Below are 16,591 nucleotides of genomic sequence, written 5' to 3'. Positions count from 1 at the left end.
TTTATCTTTTAATATTTCGGTTATTTGCTTCACTTTTTCTTTGATCTTCAAAAAGAAAGTTTGAAAATTTTTAACTATTTAATTATGATAGAAATCATTTTTAAACCTATACTTAAAAAGTACATTTGAGAAAACACAAAGACTATGAAAAACATTCTTTTACCAACAGATTTTTCAGAAAACTCGGAGAATGCAATTAGGTTTGCTATGAAGTTTTTTGAAGGTGAAACATGCACCTTCCATATTCTCAACTCCCAAAAACCCTCGGGTTATATAACTGCAGATGTGCTTTATGGCGCTCCTGGCTCCACAATTTATGATGGTATTTTGAACGACAATAAAAAGGAACTGGAGAAAATGATTGGATTTTGTGAGTCAATTTCTGAAAAGGAAGATTTCCTTTTTGTTCCAAAACTTGACTTTGACAATATTGTTGATGCCGTAAACCAAGCAGTTACACTCAATAATATTGAACTAATTATTATGGGTACAAATGGCGCAACAGGTGCGGCTGAAACTATTTTTGGGAGCAATACGTTAAAGATTATTCGAAATGTTGATTGTCCCGTTATCACTGTTCCACAAGGATATATTTTTGAAAAAATTGAGTCAGTTTTACTATCGCTCAATTATCAAAATGATAAACCAAATAAAACCTTTGAGGTAGTTTCAGAAATAGTGAAAAAACATAAAGCATCCCTTAAAATTCTTGAAATAGAAGAGGAAAATATTCAACTGGCCACCCAAATAAATAAAGCTGAAGAATTTTTTAATGCAATTGGTTTTGAGAGTTTCTATCTAAAAAATATCCCCTCATCAATAGCAATTAATGCTTTTGAGCAGTTAATCCCTGTTCAACTTCACGCAATGATTGTGGAGCGTAAAACTTTTTTGGATCGTTTTATTTTTGGGTCAGAAACCTCAAAAATAAGTTACGGTTCCAAAATTCCCATTTTAGTTCTTCATTAATAAATTATTAAAACCTAGTTTAATATCAAAAGCTTATTCTTTTTGAGCGTAAGCACTATTGTTTTAACATAATCGCGAATAGTAGAAGCTGCTTCCGGCGGGTTCAGAATGTCTATCTTTCCACGCCATATTAAATCGCGTTCCTTGCCTGGGCAAAGACAATAAAGTGAAGTTTCTGTGTTGTAAACTGGATAATCTTCATTATGTTGGTTGTCATAAACAGCTCTGTTTTCACTATAATAATCACTGAAAGACTCAAAGGATTTTGTGATATTTCGATATGACTGTACAATGGTAACCTTGCTTTCCTGCCCCGTGACTTTTGAAAAAAGAACCGCATCAAAACCGGCCTTTAAAAGTTCTTTTTCAATATTTTCCAAGTTTTCTTCCGATTGATTGTTTTCATTGAATGTACTCTCAAAATAGTCTACACTTTTTATAGCAATCACACTTTCCTCTTCCAAAGCTTGCACAAGGCTATATTCAAATTGGCGCTGCAAACCTCCGTCCGGTGTTAAACCCACAACTAAAATTTTATTAGCTCGAAAGTTTGGGCTTTCTGAATTTACGTATTCATCCACCAAACGACTGCTTGAACAACCGCTAAGTAGTAATACAAAGACCGAAATGGTTAATAATTTCTGCATACTATTTCTTTTTTGAAAAAATTAATCTGTAGTATATCGTACCTTTTATATCGCTATGTAAATATACATTTCTCTTTTCCTTATTCTTAATTAAATACAAAGGATGGAATAAACTTACAGTATTTCAGCACTTTCAAAAATGACATCCATCAATTACTTATGAATAATTTACAAGAAAATGTTTCGGTAAAAGTAAATTATCTATCTTTGTTAACCAAATGGTTAAACCATAAAGTTGAAAATGGCAAAGACGAATAAAAATAAAGACACTGAAGGGCAAATATTGAATGCAGCCGAAAACGTATTCCAAAAAAAAGGAATGGATGGCGCGCGCATGCAGGAAATTGCAGACGAAGCAGGAATAAACAAAGCAATGCTACACTATTATTACCGGAGCAAACAATTGCTTTTTGAAGCGGTTTTTAGCAATGCTTTTTCGCTATTGGCACCGCAACTCAACAAAATTCTGAACGATGATTCTTCTATTGAAGAGAAGGTGAAAAACTTTACACACAATTACATCACTTTTATATCTAAGCATCCCTATATCCCAAATTTCATTATTCAGGAATTGAACCGCAATCCAAAATTTTTCGAGAAAATTCAACAAAATGCCGCATTTCCAACGCTCGAAAAATTTAAGAATCAAGTTAGCGCAGAAGTAGAAAAAGGAATTTTAAATCCCATAGACGGCGAGCAGCTTTTTATAAATATTATTTCGTTGAACATTTTTCCCTTTGTGGCAACACCTCTAATAAAAGGATTTTTAAAAATTGACGATAAAGGTTTTAAAAGGTTGATGGAACAACGTAAAAAATCAGTTTCAGAATTTATCATAAATTCCATAAAAAAATGAAAAGGCTGCTATTAATATTTTTCGTAATTGCTCCATTACTCCTTTCGGCACAACAAGTTTTAACTTTGGAGGAATGTTACGTTTTAGCTGAAAAAAATTATCCGTTAGCTAAGCAAAGTGCTTTACTGAAAGAAAAACTCAATTCTGAAATTAAAATTTTGGAAAAAGAAAAGCTTCCAAAATTAGATTTAAATGCACAAGCCACTTACCAAACAGACGTTATTGAATTTCCTATTCAAATTCCAAATACTACTATTGAACCGTCCAATAAAGATCAATATCGCGCTACGATAGATGCGAATCAATTAATTTATAATGGTGGAAATATTGCGGCAAATACCAAATTGAAACAGGCTGAATTACAAACGCAACAACAGCAAGTTGCAGTAAACCTCTACGCTTTAAAAAGCCGAATAAACCAAAGCTATTTCAGTATTTTGCTTTTTCAGGAACAGGAAAAACTATTGTCTTCAAAAATGGAACAACTTGACGCTCGTTTAAAAGAAATGATTGCTGGAGTTAAATATGGAGCCGTCCTCCCCGCTTCCCAACAAATGCTGCAAGCCGAAATGCTGAAATTGGAGCAGCAGCTTACGCAAACCAAATTCGATAGAAAAAAAACGTTGAACAACCTTTCATTGTTACTTTCAAAAAGCTTAGATAGTACTATAATTTTAGAAAATCCAGAGATTTTGGTTTCGCCAGAAAGCATTTCAGAACGTCCCGAACTGGAACTTTTCAACCTGCAAGAAAATCAACTGGAAACTTCAAAAGAAGTTATTTCTAAAAGCAATTACCCCAAATTATTGGGCTTTGCGCAGGCTGGCTATGGCAATCCAGGATTAAATATGTTGGACAATTCATTTCAGGATTTTTATATGGTTGGCTTGAAAATGAATTGGAACATTTTTGACTGGGGAAAAACTAAGGAGAAAAAACAAACCGTAGATATTTCAAAAGAAATAGTTTTAACCGAAAAAGAAACGTTTTTGCTGAATAACCAAATGCAACAAAAAGAAGCCGAAAGTGACATTAAAAAATATGAAGAAATACTTCAAAAAGACACTGAAATAATTATGTTGCGCGAAAAAGTTTTACAAGCCACAACTTCCCAATTGCAGAATGGCGCTATTACTTCTTCAGAATATATTACAGAACTGAACAATCTTTATGAGGCTAAAATAGACAATCAATTGCACGAAATTCAAATGGCGCTTTCAAAGGCGAATTTTAAAATAATTAAAGGGAATTAAAAAAGAGAGCAACGAATTCACGAATAGAAAAACAGTATTCGTGTATTCGTGGTAATAAAACATACAGATGAAAAAACCACATATTATAATAGCCACTTTCCTTTTAGGAAGCTTACTCTCCTGCTCCAACGATGAAAAAGCCGATGGCTACGGAAATTTTGAAGCAACTGAAATCACAATCTCTTCTGAAGCAAACGGAAAGCTTGAATTTCTAAATTTAGAGGAAGGCCAAATTTTGGAAAAAGGAGCTTTAGTTGGACTCGTTGATACGCTTCAGCTTCATCTGAGTAAATTACAACTGCTTGCTTCAAAAGAAACAGTAGCTTCAAAATCGGGCGGGGTTTGGTCTCAAGTGAGTGTTTTAAACCAACAGTTGCAAACCGCAAAAACGGAACAACAACGCGTGCAAAATATGTTTTCAGAAAACGCTGCTACCCAGCGCCAAGTAGATCAAGCCAACAGCCAAGTGGACGTTTTGAAAAAGCAAATTCAGAATGTGGAAACCCAAAATGCACCCATCGTAAACGAAGTAAAATCCATCGATGCCAAAGCGGCGCAAATTGAGGAACAGATTTCTAAAAGCAAAATAACGAACCCGTTAAGAGGAACCGTTTTAACGCAGTTTGCCGAGCCCGGAGAAATTGTTTCCTTCGGAAAACCATTATACAAAATCGCCAATTTGGAAGAAATGACACTACGCGTTTACGTAAGCGAAACACAACTTCCAAATATCAAAATCGGGCAGGAAGTAACCGTAAAAATAGATTCCGGAGAAGAAATGAAAAACTACAAAGGAACGATAAGCTGGATTTCAGCTTCTGCAGAATTTACACCGAAAATAATTCAAACTAAAGAGGAACGCGTAAACTTAGTTTATGCAGTAAAAATTAGTGTTATAAACGATGGTAGCCTAAAAATTGGGATGCCAGCGGAAATGTGGATTTCTGAATAGGGATTAGGGATTAGGGATTAGGGATTAGGGATTAGGGATTAGGAAAAAAATAATGAAGTTTCAAAATTCATATAAATGGAAGCAAATACAGATAATTTAGAAGGTTATTTAGATAATCATTTCATCCATCGCAGTAATTGGTTAAGAGCGGCTGTTCTTGGGGCTAATGACGGGATTTTATCTACGGCAAGTATAGCAATTGGGGTAGCCGCCGCAAGTGACATGAGAGACCCAATAATACTGGCAACAGTAGCGGGTTTGGTGGCTGGAGCACTTTCAATGGCTGCAGGAGAATATGTTTCCGTAAGTTCTCAAACAGATATAGAAAAAGCTGATATAGCGCGAGAAAAAATAGAGTTAGCAGAAATGCCAGAAATAGAGCTAATTCGATTAGCTGAAATTTACGAAAAAAGAGGTTTAAAAAAAGAAACCGCGCTCATTGTAGCAAAAGAATTTACAGAAAATGATGCTTTAGCTGCACATGTTAGGGATGAATTGGGAATTAATGAAATAAGCCAAGCAAATCCCATACAAGCTGCACTAGCGTCTGGAGCCTCATTTATTGTTGGAGGGGTTCTTCCGCTTGTTGTAACGCTATTCCTACCCTTAAAAAGTATGGAATATACATTATATGGTTCTGCTATTTTTTTTCTAATAATTTTAGGCGTGGTAGCTGCCAAAACAGGCGGTTCAAGTATTGGGAAAGCTATAATCAGAATTACCTTTTGGGGAACAATAGCAATGGGAATCACAGCATTAGTTGGGTATCTATTTGGAATAAATATTTAGAAAATTATAAATTAATTTAAATAACACATTATGAAAAAAGTAATCTTAACAACAGCAATCATTTCAGCATTATTAATAAGCTGTAACGAAACCAAACACAAAGAGGAAAGTACTGAAACCGTTCAAACCACGGAAGGGGTTAACGAACACGAAATGGAAGAAATGGCCACCGAAATGCATTCAATGAACAATGCTTGGGTAAACGAAATAAAACTCGACAACGGGAGCAAATGGCAAGCTAATCTAGAAACAACTGAAGGCGTTGACAAAATGCTTGGTTTAGTTAAAACCAGCGACCTAAAAACTGTGGAAGACTACCATACTTTGGCTTCAAAACTAAACGAGGATAAAAACGTATTGGTAAAAAAATGTACAATGGAAGGTCCTTCACACGACAACCTACACGTTTTTCTTCATCCACTTATCGAGAAAATTGAAGCTTTAGGAAAGGTTTCAACTACGGACGAAGGTTCTGAAGTAACAGCGAGCATCAAAGAAAACCTTGATGGTTATTATACTTATTTTCAATAATAAAAATTTAAAAACAATGGAAAAACATCATTATAACGTAGATATAGACTGGCGCCAGGACCGCCAAGGAATAATGTGCTCGCCAGAATTGGCAGAAAGTAATAACTGCATTGAAATTGCTACACCGCCTGAATTCCCAAAGGGAATGCCCAATATTTGGTCGCCCGAACATCTTTTTACAGCAGCTGTTAGTAGTTGTTTGATGACTACTTTTTTGGCAATTGCTGAAAATTCAAAGCTGGATTTTTCAGGTTTCAGTTGCAAATCGAAAGGTGTTTTGGAAAGAGTGGATGGCAAATATTTAATGACGGAGATAATTCTAGAACCCACTGTAACCATCAAAGACGAAAAAGACCGCGAACGTGCAGAACGAATTGTTGAAAAATCGGAAGCAGCTTGTTTGATTTCAAATTCAATAAAATCTAAAATCACGATGGAAATTACGATCAAAATAGAAGCGTAAATGAGTATTTCCCTCAGCCATATCAGCAAATCCTATAAAAAGGTAAAAGCTGTTCAGGATATTTCGTTCAATGTGAATCCGGGCGAACTCTTTGGCCTAATCGGTTCCGATGGCGCAGGGAAAACTACCATTTTCAGAATTTTGACCACGCTTTTAATTCCAGATGAAGGTACTGCCACAGTCGCTGGTTTTGATGTTGTAAAGGATTATAAAGCAATCCGAAAATCCGTGGGCTATATGCCGGGGCGGTTTTCACTTTACCAAGATTTAACGGTGGAAGAAAACCTAACGTTCTTCGCCACTATTTTCGGAACGACGATTGAGGAAAACTACGATTTGATTGAAGATATTTACGTTCAAATCGAACCTTTTAAAAATCGACGGGCGGGCAAACTTTCCGGCGGAATGAAACAAAAACTTGCCCTTTGTTGCGCTTTGATCCACAAACCGAAAGTACTTTTTTTGGACGAACCCACCACGGGTGTGGATCCTGTTTCGCGCAAAGAATTTTGGGAAATGCTAAAACGTCTTCAGAAAAAAGAGATTACCATATTAGTATCAACGCCATATATGGACGAGGCTGCTTTGTGTGATAGGATTGCATTGATTCAAGATGGCAAGATATTAGAAATTGATACGCCGGAAGCTATTGTAAACAAGTTCCCTAAAACCATTTACAATGTGGGGGCAAATAATATGTATAAATTGATACAAACACTTCAAGGTTATGAACATTTGTATAGCGTATTTCCGTTTGGGGAGTTTGTGCATTATACTGACAAAAGGGATTCTTTTGAAAATGCGGATTTAAAATCCTATTTGGAAAAAGCAGGTTTAACAGATATTCACATAGAACCCACCCTAGCAAATATAGAGGATGCCTTTATGGAATTAGCGAGATAATGAAACATCCAAGATTAATTTTTAAACACATAAAGGAATGTCTATTATGGATGTTCCATCTGTCCTTTAAAAAACAAATATTATAGACAGATGAAAAAGGAAAATGTTATAGAGGCCCATCAATTAACCAAAACCTTTGGTGATTTTACAGCTGTGAATGCCATCAGTTTTGAAGTTAAAAAAGGTGAAATCTTTGGATTTTTGGGTGCAAATGGCGCTGGAAAAACAACGGCTATGAAAATGCTTATTGGGATTTCAAAACCTTCATCGGGCAGTGCAAAGGTTGCAGGATTTGATGTATATACTCAAACTGAATCTATCAAAAAGAATATAGGCTATATGAGCCAGAAATTCGCACTTTATGATGATTTAACGGTCAATGAAAACATTACTTTTTTTGGAGGCATTTATGGTTTGCCAAGGAAAAAAATAAAGGAGAAAAGAGAACAATTGGTTTCCGAACTGGGATTGGAAAATATAAGCAATAAATTGGTTGGTTCACTGCCTTTGGGGTGGAAACAAAAGCTATCGTTTTCGGTATCGCTTTTACACGAGCCAAAAATTGTTTTTTTAGATGAACCTACTGGCGGCGTTGACCCAATAACCCGAAGACAGTTTTGGGAAATGATTTATAAAGCGGCAGACCAAGGCACAACCATTTTCGTAACCACACATTATATGGACGAAGCTGAATATTGCGACCGCGTTTCCATAATGGTAGAAGGAAAAATAGAAGCCCTGGACACTCCGAAAAAATTGAAGGAACAGTTCAACGTAGATTCGATGAACGATGTGTTTTTGAAGCTGGCACGGAATATTGAATAGCCCCCTAGCCCCCTAAAGGGGGAACCAAAAAGTTTGAAAATGAAACGATTTATAGGTTTTATAAAAAAGGAATTCTACCATATCTTCAGAGATAGACGGTCACTGTTTATACTTTTCGGTATGCCAATTGCCCAGATACTGCTTTTCGGGTTTGCTATTACCAATGAAATAAATAATGTGGATATTGCTGTTTTAGACCATTCAAAAGATGCTACAACCGAGGAAATAATCAATAAGATTTCAGCGTCAAAGTACTTCACAATAAAACAAATGATTGCTCGGGAAGCCGATATAGAAACTGCTTTTAAGAAAGGGAAAATAAAAGCAGTATTGAATTTTGAAAAAGATTTCAGCAAAAATCTAATTAAAGAGCAAAAAGCTACCATTCAAATAATAACCGATGCCACCGACCCAAATACTGCAAATTCGATAACCAATTATATCAATTCAATACTTCAAAACTATCAGCAATCGAAAAATAAAGGGATTGTTATGGAGTATCAAATAGTTCCGCAAACACGGATGGTTTATAACCCAGAACTTAAAAGCGTTTTTATGTTTGTTCCTGGGGTAATGACGATTATTTTGATGCTGGTTTCGGCAATGATGACTTCAATTTCCATCACCCGCGAAAAGGAATTAGGCACGATGGAAATCTTGTTAGTATCACCCTTAAAACCCTTTCAAGTAATTATAGGGAAAGTGGTTCCTTATATTTTTCTATCTGTTATAAATGCAGCGGTAATAGTGCTTTTGAGCATTTTTATATTTAAGATGCCAGTTCAGGGAAGTCTGTTTTTATTGGGCTTGGAAAGCGTTTTATTTATAATCACTTCATTAGCATTAGGAATTTTAATCTCAACCATCGCAGAAACACAACAGGCCGCAATGATGATTTCCTTAATGGGGTTAATGCTGCCCGTAATATTACTTTCTGGATTTATTTTTCCCATATCAAGTATGCCGGCACCACTTCAAATAATTAGTCATATAATTCCTGCAAAATGGTTTATCATCATTATAAAAGCCATAATGCTTAAAGGAGTTGGGCTAGCTTTTGTTTGGAAAGAAACGCTAATATTAATCGGGATGACCCTTTTCTTTATTGGGCTAAGTATCAAAAAATATAAAATACGGCTGGAATAATGAAGACCATCGGTTACATAATTCAAAAGGAGTTTAAGCAAATCTTTAGAAATAAAGGGATGTTACCTATCATATTTATCCTGCCCATTCTGCAACTGGTCATTCTATCCAATGCAGCTACGTATGAAGTAAAAAACATAAAGTTTGCATACATAGATTACGATCACACCTCAACATCCCGCGCATTGATAGAGAAGTTTAACGCCTCTACCTATTTTGATGTTTTAACTGATTTCAATTCATCTAAAGAAGCAAGTTCAGCAATGCTAGCTGGAGAAGTTGATGTGGTGCTGGAAATACCAAATCATTTTGAAAGAAATCTACTAAAAGAAAAAACCACAGATTTATCCATAACCATTAATGCTATTGATGGCGCCGCTGCTGGTGTTGAAAATGGGTATGTGAATCAAATTGTGCAAAGCTTTAATAAAGATGTAAAAATGTCCATTATGGACACATCAAAAAAATCTGTACAGCCCGTAACGATTGAAAGTATCCCTTCCTTTTGGTACAATACCACCCTAGATTATAAAACCTTTATGGTGCCCGGAATTTTAGTTTTATTGGTAACGATGATAACTTTATTTCTCTCTGGGATGAATATTGTTCGCGAAAAAGAAATAGGCACTTTGGAACAAATTAATGTAACGCCTATTAGAAAAAGTCAGTTTATTATCGGTAAACTATTTCCGTTTTGGATAATAGGAATGGGATTATTGACCATTGGACTGATACTTGCAAAAGTGATTTTTAATGTTCCTATGATAGGCAGTATAATACTTCTTTACGCCTACACTTCTATTTACATTTTAGTGATTTTAGGTATGGGGCTGCTAATTTCAAATTTCACCGATACGCAACAACAAGCTATGTTTATCGCTTGGTTTTTTATTGTGATTTTCATTTTAATGAGCGGCTTGTTTACGCCAATAGAAAGCATGCCTAAATGGGCACAGATAGTTACAGAATTCAACCCCATAAAATACTTTGTAGCGGTTGTACGGATGGTTATGCTAAAAGGCTCTGGTTTTATGGATATTTTACCACAACTTTGGAAAACGCTATTATATGCCATTGTAATGAATGGATTGGCTGTTTGGAGCTACAAAAAAGTGAATTGATGGAAAACGATAAAAAATATCATCTACAAAAAAGTGAATCTCCCTTTCTACAAAGACCCCGTTCCCGATTTAAGGAATTTATTTTCACACTGAAAGTTCAGTATAATTTTATAAAAGGTTTTCGGAAAATGCACTTTATCGGGCCTTGCGTTACCGTTTTTGGCTCGGCGCGGTTCACTCCAGATTCCATACACTATCAAAATGCAGAAAAAATTGGCGCTGAACTTTCAAAATTGGGGTTTACTATTATGACTGGCGGTGGTCCCGGCATTATGGAAGCCGCTAACAAAGGTGCTTTTGAGGCGGGCGGCTATTCAGTAGGCGTAAATATTATTCTGCCTTTTGAACAAAAACCTAATCCCTACTTACATAAATGGATAGACATTCCGTATTTCTTTGTAAGGAAGTTTTTAATGATGAAATATTCTTACGCTTATGTAGTGATGCCGGGCGGAATGGGCACTTTGGATGAACTCTTTGAGGCCATCACTTTAATTCAGACCAAGATAATCCAGGATTTCCCTATTGTTATTTTCGATTCGGAATACCACAAAGAACTTTGCCACCACATTCAATCAATGGCCGAAAACGAAAGTATAAGCCCCGAGGATATGAAACTGCTTTTTGTAACCGATTCTGCTGAAGAAGTGGTGGAACACATTAAAGTACACGCTATTAAAAGATTTGGATTGGTAAAAAAGGAGTACAAACCAAAATGGTGGTATGGGGAAAACAGAAGAAGATTTTAAAAATTTAATTATGGGAAAGAATAAAATATTTAAATACAGTATCGCAATCGTACTAATTGCTTTTGCGTTTCTTACCATATTTATGAGCAGCTCTGTATTATTCGATTGGTTTGGTATACGTGCAAAGGAAGGAAACTATGTGCCTTTTATTGTAAAGACAAATTTGACCGCGGGTATTTTATATTTAATTGTAGTCTATGGATTTTTAAAATCAAAAAATTGGTCTTTTTGGCTAATGCTGTCAATAGCGCTCGTTCTACTTTTCGCATTCACAGCATTTTACATCCATATTCAAACGGGGGGGCTTTATGAAGGCCGAACCATTTTTGCTATGATTTTTAGGATTCTGTTTACCTTATTATTTGCGGGATTTATTTATATGAATTCAAATAAAAAAATATGATTCGCTAATACAAAATCACTTATCTCATACTATAAATTCCATTATCTCATACAACTTCGGAATAGTTACCTTCCAACCATAAGTATCTCTCAATTTAATCCGAAAAGCATCTTGCGCCGTGGGTTCTCCGTGAATAAGAAATACTTCTTCGGGTTTGTTTTTTATATTGCTCGTCCAATCTAAAAGACCTTGTTGATCAGCATGCGCTGAAAGGCTTTCAATATGATGGATTTCAGCTTTCACGGGATAATATTTTCCAAAGAATTTCAGTTCGTGCGCTCCTTCCAGCATTTGTCTGCCACGGGTTCCCTCAGCTTGATAACCAACTAATAAAACGGTAGTGTTTGTTTTGTCTTTCATTTGTTTCAAATATGTCAAAACCCTTCCGCCGGTGACCATTCCACTACCGGCAATAACCACTTTTGGCTGCGGATTGTCAATGGTTTCCCAAGTTTCTTTATAGGAAGTAATAATGTTCATCCTGTTATTCATCGCGTTGAAATCTTTCATCGGAATTTTGTGCCAATCCGGAAAATTTTGAAACACAGAAAGTGCGTTGTTACCCATCGGACTATCTATAAATATTGGGATGTTCGGAATTCGGTTTTCGTCGTACAATTTCCAAAGAAGAAACATCAATGTCTGTAAACGCTCCACCGCAAAGGAAGGAATAATCAAATTACCCCGATTGTGAATGGTTTTATTAATGAGTTCCACTAGTTTATCTGAAACACTTTCTTGCGGGTGAAGTTTGTTGCCATACGTACTTTCCATAAAAAGATAATCTGCATACCCAGGTTTTTCAGGAGGCGAAAGCAACAGGTCGTGCTCCCTGCCAATATCTCCTGAAAAGACAAATGTTTTTCCAAAGATTTCCAACTCAATAAACGTTGCGCCAATAATATGGCCATTATACCGAAAACGATATTTTATGTTTTCTGAAAGTTCAATCCACTGATCTTTTTCTTCAGCTTTAAAGAAGCCCAATGTAACCTCAGCTTCTTGCACGCTATAAAACGGTTCGGCGGGTTTATGTTTAGAATAACCTTCTTCATTAGCTCTTTCAGCTTCTTCTTCGTGGATTTTGGCACTATCCAATAAAATAATTTTTGTAATTGCAAGTGTTGGCGCAGTACCGATAATTTTTCCGCGGAAACCTTGTTTAACCAATCGCGGCAAATAGCCAGTATGATCTAAATGGCCGTGGGTAAGAAGCACAACATCAATTTCCGAAACCTCTATTGGAAGATGTTCCCAGTTTTTTTCACGCAGTTCCTTTAAACCTTGAAACATGCCGCAATCAATTAAAATGTTTTTTTCTGGAGTTTCAATTAAGAATTTGGAACCCGTTACGGTTCCGGCAGCGCCTAGGAAATGGATTTTTAGTGTTTGCATCTTATTCGTTTTTGCATAAAAGTTTAATTTCATCTAAAATCCGCTCTTTCCGCTTTTCTGAAATTCCCAAATGATCCAGATAGAAATCATCATTTATTAATTGTTTGCAAAGCACAACATCGCGGCTTAGTAAAAACTGTTTCTCGCGTTGGCTAAGCAATGTGGAAACAGTAACAGGATAAAGGCCAAGACTGTCTATACGATCTTTGATGCCGTTATCTTTGGGAAGATCCCAACTCAATAAATATAGCCCTGCACATTCGCCATATTTTATAGCATCTTCGGTAAAACGGGTATTGGTAATCACCCAACCCTCGTTCGGTTTTTCGTCATTGTTTTTATCACTATAAAAATTTAGAATATCGCGATAGCGTGAATGGATATAGAGCGGCACTTTTACATCGCAATTACGACCCTCATCACTATGGAATTTACACTCGGCAACAATGTATTGCCCGTTTTTGTGCGCAACTACATCTACTTCGTGAGTTACGCATTTTCCTTGTAAAAACTGTCCTGTCTTTACTTCATAGCCGCTATAAAAAAGTAACGCTCCCACAAATTTTTCAAAAGGAAAACCAGTTGGTCCAAGCTCGTAAATTGCTTTTTTTAGTTTGTATTTTGAAGCGTAGCCTTTTTTCTTTTTTTTGAGAAGTGAAAAGGCACGGTTGTAAATTTCTTTTGTAGAAATACCTTGGTAAAGTTCATCGCGAACGTGATTGGAAATTTCATTTACCAATGCTTCTTCCGCACCGCTTTTCCGAAGTGAGGTTTTTAATTTTTCAATTGAAAATTTCGCCTTTTGTCCAGAGTGTTTTACAACTTCAATATTTGAAATGTTTTTCGCCATTAAATTAATTTCTCAAATCGTGCATAGCTAATAGAGGCACAGTTGTGTGTTTTCCAAGTTCTTTTACCATTGGATTTGAAAATATACTTCCAAAGAAATTGTGCTTCTTATTTACAAAAGCAATCATCTCACTTTCACGACTTTGCACAAAACAACGTACGCCCTCCTGCAAATCTATATCGTAAAGCTTGTGATGGGTAAAATCTGCAGCATTTAAAATACGCTCTAATAGTGCTTTATTTTCTTCCTGAGCATCAGTTAATTTTTTTCCTTTTTGAATATGCAAAATTCGAATAGGTGCATTTGTTAAACGTGAAATTTCTACCAAAGTTTGCAATTCCTTTTCTTTATAATGGGTCTTAAAACTGGTTGGAAAAACAATCTCGTTTGGGTCTTTATACATGGTATTCGCAGGAATGGCAAGCACTGGACAGTTTCTTATTTCTTCCATTACATTTACCGCATTGCTGCCGAGAATTACGCTGCTATCGTCTGTTTCACCGCGGGTTCCCATAATCACCAATTTTATGTCTTCCTTTTCAATGGTCTTCTTTAAAACATCATAAAATGGTCCAAACTCACTTCTAAAATGAAATTCGTGATTATCATTTTTATCGTAAATATCCATTTGTAGTTTTAGCTTCTCCATCCTTTTTTCAGAATTTTCTTGAACGGTCTTCTGTGTTTTCTCTGATGGTTCAGGAATCAAAAGATTATCTTTGGAGCAACCAGAATGATAATAGGTATGTAGGATTATAAATTCACAATATTCCTTTTTATAAAGTTCCATTGCGTACTTAATAGCATTGTAGGCATTTCTCGAAAAATCCGTCGGGATCAATATTCGTTTTTTCATCTTTTGTGTTTTAAATTATTGCTTTATTTTTTTCTAAGCTACTCATTTTTAATGGGAATAACCAAAGTGGGCACATGCGTATGTTTCCCAACCCTGCTCACTACTGGCTCTCGAAAGAGTTGCTTTAAAAATGCATGCTTGTGATATACCAGAGCCAATAAATCCATTTTTTCGTGATCTATAAAGCCGTGAAGGGTTTTTGAAATGTTCGTCTTTTTCGGAATAAAGTGAAACTCAGTGTCATATTCTGAAAGGTCGTTTCTATATTGTTCTAGGTTTTGCTGTTGGTTAGACTCCAATTCATTTTCCTCGCCTACGTGAACTAAATGTAGGTTTGAATTATATTGACGCACTAAACGAACGATAGGTCTCAATTTTGAAAGCTGGTAAAAATCATTATAATCAGACGCAAATGCGATGTTTGTTGGTATCACAAAATCTACCTCGCGCGGAACAATAAGCAGCGGACAACCTTCCAGTGATTTGGTAATTTTAACGGTGGTGCTACCCACTAGAACATCTTCGGCGCCAGTGCGGCCTTTGCTGCCCATTACCACAAGGTCTATTCCCTCGGTAGAAACTAGCTTATTAATGCTTTTTGACAGAGTAGCAGGCGTAGAGATAACTTCAAAATTGTGTGCTACTTTAGAAGAGTCTAATTTAATTTTATGCACCAATTGCTCGCCGTCTTCATCAGATTGACGGTATAGCTTTTCTATTATATTTTCAGAACGGCCAATATCTACACGGCTTGTAAGTTTATCAACTTCTTCACTAAAAGAATGTAGAATGGTTATTTGTAGAGCTTCATCACTAAAAAGTTTTGTTACATAAAACAGAGCCGCGTATGCGTTGTTAGAGAAATCTGTTGGAACGAGAATTTTTTTCATTTTAAAAATTTTTAAAGTTTATCTTGGTAAATTTTGAAGCACTAAAAAAGGGATGTCTATATGTAGCCCTATTTTCTCAACGGTGGATTGATATAGTATATTTTCTAAATAGGAATGGCGCGTGTTCACCATAACCAGCATGTCTATGGGGTTTTCAATGATGAAGGTATTGATGGCTTTTGTAATGTCTTTACCCTCTTCGTGATGAAAATTTATTTGGTTTTCACAAAAAACAGCTTCCAAAAAGGTCTTGTTGTCCTGCTGTCGCAATGATAAAGAAGGGAATTTTGAAACATAAAAGAAATTTATCCTTGAAGCAAAACATTTTGCTATACTGCTCACTAATTTCAATTCCCTTCTTTTGTGGGGCAATTGATAATCTGTTGGAAACAAAATATTTTTTGGATGTACATCACCGTAAACTTCGGGAATGGCTAATACAGGACATTTAACGTATTTTATTACCTGAAGCGTGTTGCTGCCAAAGGTTATCTTTTTATCGTCAGTTTTACCTTTGGTTCCCATAACCACCACATCTATGTTTTCCTTTTCAACCCAATCATTTACAGAATCTACTAACAATCCAAATTCTGCAATGGTGTGTAATTTATGTTTGGGATTTGGAGAAAATGCAAGTATTTTCTCGCTAAAGTTCTCCAGAGCTTCTTTTGTTCTGTCAAGTGTTTTTTGCTGAAGTTCATCAAAAATTTCATGTGCCAAACGCGTCTTAGCATCATATACTTCGTCTGCAAAAGCATGGAGAAGATAAATTTCAGCGTAACCATGCTTAAAGAGTTCTGTGGCGTATTTAATAGCGTTCAGAGAATTTTCAGAGAAATCTGTTGGAATCAGTATTTTTCGCATAGTAATTAATTTACTTGTTGATATGTAAAGATAAAAAAACACAGTGCTAAAAAATATGACAAATATCATCCAACTTGTTGATTTTTAAGGAATCGTTAAGAATAAACGCTGATTATATTTTGTAAATTC

General features: G+C 35.8%; 19 protein-coding genes. 13 read left to right on the top strand and 6 right to left on the bottom strand.

Annotation, left to right across the window (positions count from 1 at the left end; all coding sequences use genetic code 11):
* Positions 1-144 precede the first annotated feature (144 nt).
* Entirely contained in the window at positions 145-969 is an 825-nt protein-coding gene (locus ESV24_RS06765) for a universal stress protein (RefSeq protein ID WP_111815630.1), read from the top strand.
* Between the two features lie 14 nt (positions 970-983).
* Here the strand turns inward: ESV24_RS06765 and ESV24_RS06760 are convergent, their stop codons facing one another.
* The gene (locus ESV24_RS06760; RefSeq protein WP_111815629.1) at positions 984-1,616 is read right to left on the bottom strand and encodes a putative periplasmic lipoprotein; all 633 of its coding nucleotides are present in this window, start codon (positions 1,614-1,616) and stop codon (positions 984-986) included.
* Positions 1,617-1,857: 241 nt separating this feature from the next.
* On the opposite strand from ESV24_RS06760, the gene ESV24_RS06755 reads away from it, so the two are divergent.
* The 12 genes from ESV24_RS06755 to ESV24_RS06700 all read left to right on the top strand — a co-directional run bounded on the left by ESV24_RS06755 (position 1,858) and on the right by ESV24_RS06700 (position 11,607).
* Positions 1,858-2,472, top strand: coding sequence for a TetR/AcrR family transcriptional regulator (locus ESV24_RS06755; RefSeq protein ID WP_111815628.1), 615 nt, complete (start codon positions 1,858-1,860; stop codon positions 2,470-2,472).
* Positions 2,469-3,725, top strand: coding sequence for a TolC family protein (locus ESV24_RS06750; RefSeq protein ID WP_111815627.1), 1,257 nt, complete (start codon positions 2,469-2,471; stop codon positions 3,723-3,725). Before ESV24_RS06755 ends, ESV24_RS06750 begins: the two co-directional genes overlap by 4 nt.
* Positions 3,726-3,792: 67 nt before the next feature.
* The gene (locus ESV24_RS06745; RefSeq protein WP_111815626.1) at positions 3,793-4,677 is read left to right on the top strand and encodes an HlyD family secretion protein; all 885 of its coding nucleotides are present in this window, start codon (positions 3,793-3,795) and stop codon (positions 4,675-4,677) included.
* A 75-nt stretch (positions 4,678-4,752) separates the two neighbouring features.
* Entirely contained in the window at positions 4,753-5,466 is a 714-nt protein-coding gene (locus ESV24_RS06740) for a VIT1/CCC1 transporter family protein (protein ID WP_111815625.1), read from the top strand.
* Between the two features lie 30 nt (positions 5,467-5,496).
* The gene (locus tag ESV24_RS06735; protein WP_111815624.1) at positions 5,497-5,997 is read left to right on the top strand and encodes a hypothetical protein; all 501 of its coding nucleotides are present in this window, start codon (positions 5,497-5,499) and stop codon (positions 5,995-5,997) included.
* Between the two features lie 16 nt (positions 5,998-6,013).
* A complete protein-coding gene (locus ESV24_RS06730) occupies positions 6,014-6,460 on the top strand; it encodes an OsmC family protein (RefSeq protein WP_111815810.1) in 447 nt (148 codons plus the stop codon).
* On the top strand, positions 6,461-7,363 hold the full coding sequence (locus ESV24_RS06725) for an ABC transporter ATP-binding protein (RefSeq protein WP_111815623.1): 903 nt from the start codon (positions 6,461-6,463) through the stop codon (positions 7,361-7,363).
* Between the two features lie 90 nt (positions 7,364-7,453).
* Positions 7,454-8,188, top strand: coding sequence for an ABC transporter ATP-binding protein (locus ESV24_RS06720; RefSeq protein ID WP_111815622.1), 735 nt, complete (start codon positions 7,454-7,456; stop codon positions 8,186-8,188).
* A 39-nt stretch (positions 8,189-8,227) separates the two neighbouring features.
* A complete protein-coding gene (locus ESV24_RS06715; RefSeq protein WP_111815621.1) occupies positions 8,228-9,334 on the top strand; it encodes an ABC transporter permease in 1,107 nt (368 codons plus the stop codon).
* Positions 9,334-10,455 (top strand): ABC transporter permease, encoded by a 1,122-nt coding sequence (locus ESV24_RS06710; RefSeq protein ID WP_111815620.1) that lies wholly within the window; start codon positions 9,334-9,336, stop codon positions 10,453-10,455. The genes ESV24_RS06715 and ESV24_RS06710 overlap by 1 nt, the downstream gene beginning before the upstream one ends.
* Positions 10,455-11,204: an LOG family protein gene (locus ESV24_RS06705; RefSeq protein WP_111815619.1), complete on the top strand. Its 750-nt coding sequence runs from the start codon at positions 10,455-10,457 to the stop codon at positions 11,202-11,204. Before ESV24_RS06710 ends, ESV24_RS06705 begins: the two co-directional genes overlap by 1 nt.
* Entirely contained in the window at positions 11,179-11,607 is a 429-nt protein-coding gene (locus ESV24_RS06700; RefSeq protein WP_235004003.1) for a hypothetical protein, read from the top strand. The genes ESV24_RS06705 and ESV24_RS06700 overlap by 26 nt, the downstream gene beginning before the upstream one ends.
* A gap of 24 nt (positions 11,608-11,631) precedes the next feature.
* Here ESV24_RS06700 and ESV24_RS06695 read toward each other — a convergent pair whose 3' ends face one another.
* From ESV24_RS06695 to ESV24_RS06675, 5 genes are read right to left on the bottom strand one after another with little or no spacing between them, the layout of a single operon-like run.
* On the bottom strand, positions 11,632-13,002 hold the full coding sequence (locus tag ESV24_RS06695) for an MBL fold metallo-hydrolase RNA specificity domain-containing protein (protein ID WP_111815808.1): 1,371 nt from the start codon (positions 13,000-13,002) through the stop codon (positions 11,632-11,634).
* 1 nt (position 13,003) lies between these two features.
* On the bottom strand, positions 13,004-13,852 hold the full coding sequence (locus ESV24_RS06690; protein WP_111815618.1) for an ATP cone domain-containing protein: 849 nt from the start codon (positions 13,850-13,852) through the stop codon (positions 13,004-13,006).
* A gap of 4 nt (positions 13,853-13,856) precedes the next feature.
* On the bottom strand, positions 13,857-14,708 hold the full coding sequence (locus tag ESV24_RS06685) for a universal stress protein (protein ID WP_111815617.1): 852 nt from the start codon (positions 14,706-14,708) through the stop codon (positions 13,857-13,859).
* A gap of 38 nt (positions 14,709-14,746) precedes the next feature.
* Positions 14,747-15,598, bottom strand: a complete 852-nt coding sequence (locus ESV24_RS06680; RefSeq protein WP_111815616.1) for a universal stress protein — start codon at positions 15,596-15,598, stop codon at positions 14,747-14,749.
* 18 nt (positions 15,599-15,616) lie between these two features.
* Positions 15,617-16,462, bottom strand: coding sequence for a universal stress protein (locus tag ESV24_RS06675; protein ID WP_111815615.1), 846 nt, complete (start codon positions 16,460-16,462; stop codon positions 15,617-15,619).
* Between the last annotated feature and the right edge of the window lie 129 nt (positions 16,463-16,591).

The organism is Aequorivita lipolytica, from assembly GCF_007997135.1.
Classification (GTDB): domain Bacteria; phylum Bacteroidota; class Bacteroidia; order Flavobacteriales; family Flavobacteriaceae; genus Aequorivita; species Aequorivita lipolytica.
Note: the sequence above shows the minus strand (reverse complement) of the source record. Positions and strands in the feature narration are given on the sequence as shown.

Excerpts from the sequence above, each read along its gene's own strand:
- ESV24_RS06725 (WP_111815623.1), top strand. The coding sequence starts at position 6,461 with ATGAGTATTTCCCTCAGCCATATCAGCAAATCCTATAAAAAGGTAAAA.
- ESV24_RS06730 (WP_111815810.1), top strand. The coding sequence starts at position 6,014 with ATGGAAAAACATCATTATAACGTAGATATAGACTGGCGCCAGGACCGC.
- ESV24_RS06720 (WP_111815622.1), top strand. The coding sequence starts at position 7,454 with ATGAAAAAGGAAAATGTTATAGAGGCCCATCAATTAACCAAAACCTTT.
- ESV24_RS06705 (WP_111815619.1), top strand. The coding sequence starts at position 10,455 with ATGGAAAACGATAAAAAATATCATCTACAAAAAAGTGAATCTCCCTTT.
- ESV24_RS06680 (WP_111815616.1), bottom strand. The coding sequence starts at position 15,598 with ATGAAAAAAATTCTCGTTCCAACAGATTTCTCTAACAACGCATACGCG.
- ESV24_RS06695 (WP_111815808.1), bottom strand. The coding sequence starts at position 13,002 with ATGCAAACACTAAAAATCCATTTCCTAGGCGCTGCCGGAACCGTAACG.
- ESV24_RS06740 (WP_111815625.1), top strand. The coding sequence starts at position 4,753 with ATGGAAGCAAATACAGATAATTTAGAAGGTTATTTAGATAATCATTTC.
- ESV24_RS06765 (WP_111815630.1), top strand. The coding sequence starts at position 145 with ATGAAAAACATTCTTTTACCAACAGATTTTTCAGAAAACTCGGAGAAT.
- ESV24_RS06760 (WP_111815629.1), bottom strand. The coding sequence starts at position 1,616 with ATGCAGAAATTATTAACCATTTCGGTCTTTGTATTACTACTTAGCGGT.
- ESV24_RS06735 (WP_111815624.1), top strand. The coding sequence starts at position 5,497 with ATGAAAAAAGTAATCTTAACAACAGCAATCATTTCAGCATTATTAATA.
- ESV24_RS06755 (WP_111815628.1), top strand. The coding sequence starts at position 1,858 with ATGGCAAAGACGAATAAAAATAAAGACACTGAAGGGCAAATATTGAAT.
- ESV24_RS06715 (WP_111815621.1), top strand. The coding sequence starts at position 8,228 with ATGAAACGATTTATAGGTTTTATAAAAAAGGAATTCTACCATATCTTC.
- ESV24_RS06745 (WP_111815626.1), top strand. The coding sequence starts at position 3,793 with ATGAAAAAACCACATATTATAATAGCCACTTTCCTTTTAGGAAGCTTA.
- ESV24_RS06675 (WP_111815615.1), bottom strand. The coding sequence starts at position 16,462 with ATGCGAAAAATACTGATTCCAACAGATTTCTCTGAAAATTCTCTGAAC.
- ESV24_RS06710 (WP_111815620.1), top strand. The coding sequence starts at position 9,334 with ATGAAGACCATCGGTTACATAATTCAAAAGGAGTTTAAGCAAATCTTT.
- ESV24_RS06750 (WP_111815627.1), top strand. The coding sequence starts at position 2,469 with ATGAAAAGGCTGCTATTAATATTTTTCGTAATTGCTCCATTACTCCTT.
- ESV24_RS06690 (WP_111815618.1), bottom strand. The coding sequence starts at position 13,852 with ATGGCGAAAAACATTTCAAATATTGAAGTTGTAAAACACTCTGGACAA.
- ESV24_RS06685 (WP_111815617.1), bottom strand. The coding sequence starts at position 14,708 with ATGAAAAAACGAATATTGATCCCGACGGATTTTTCGAGAAATGCCTAC.
- ESV24_RS06700 (WP_235004003.1), top strand. The coding sequence starts at position 11,179 with ATGGGGAAAACAGAAGAAGATTTTAAAAATTTAATTATGGGAAAGAAT.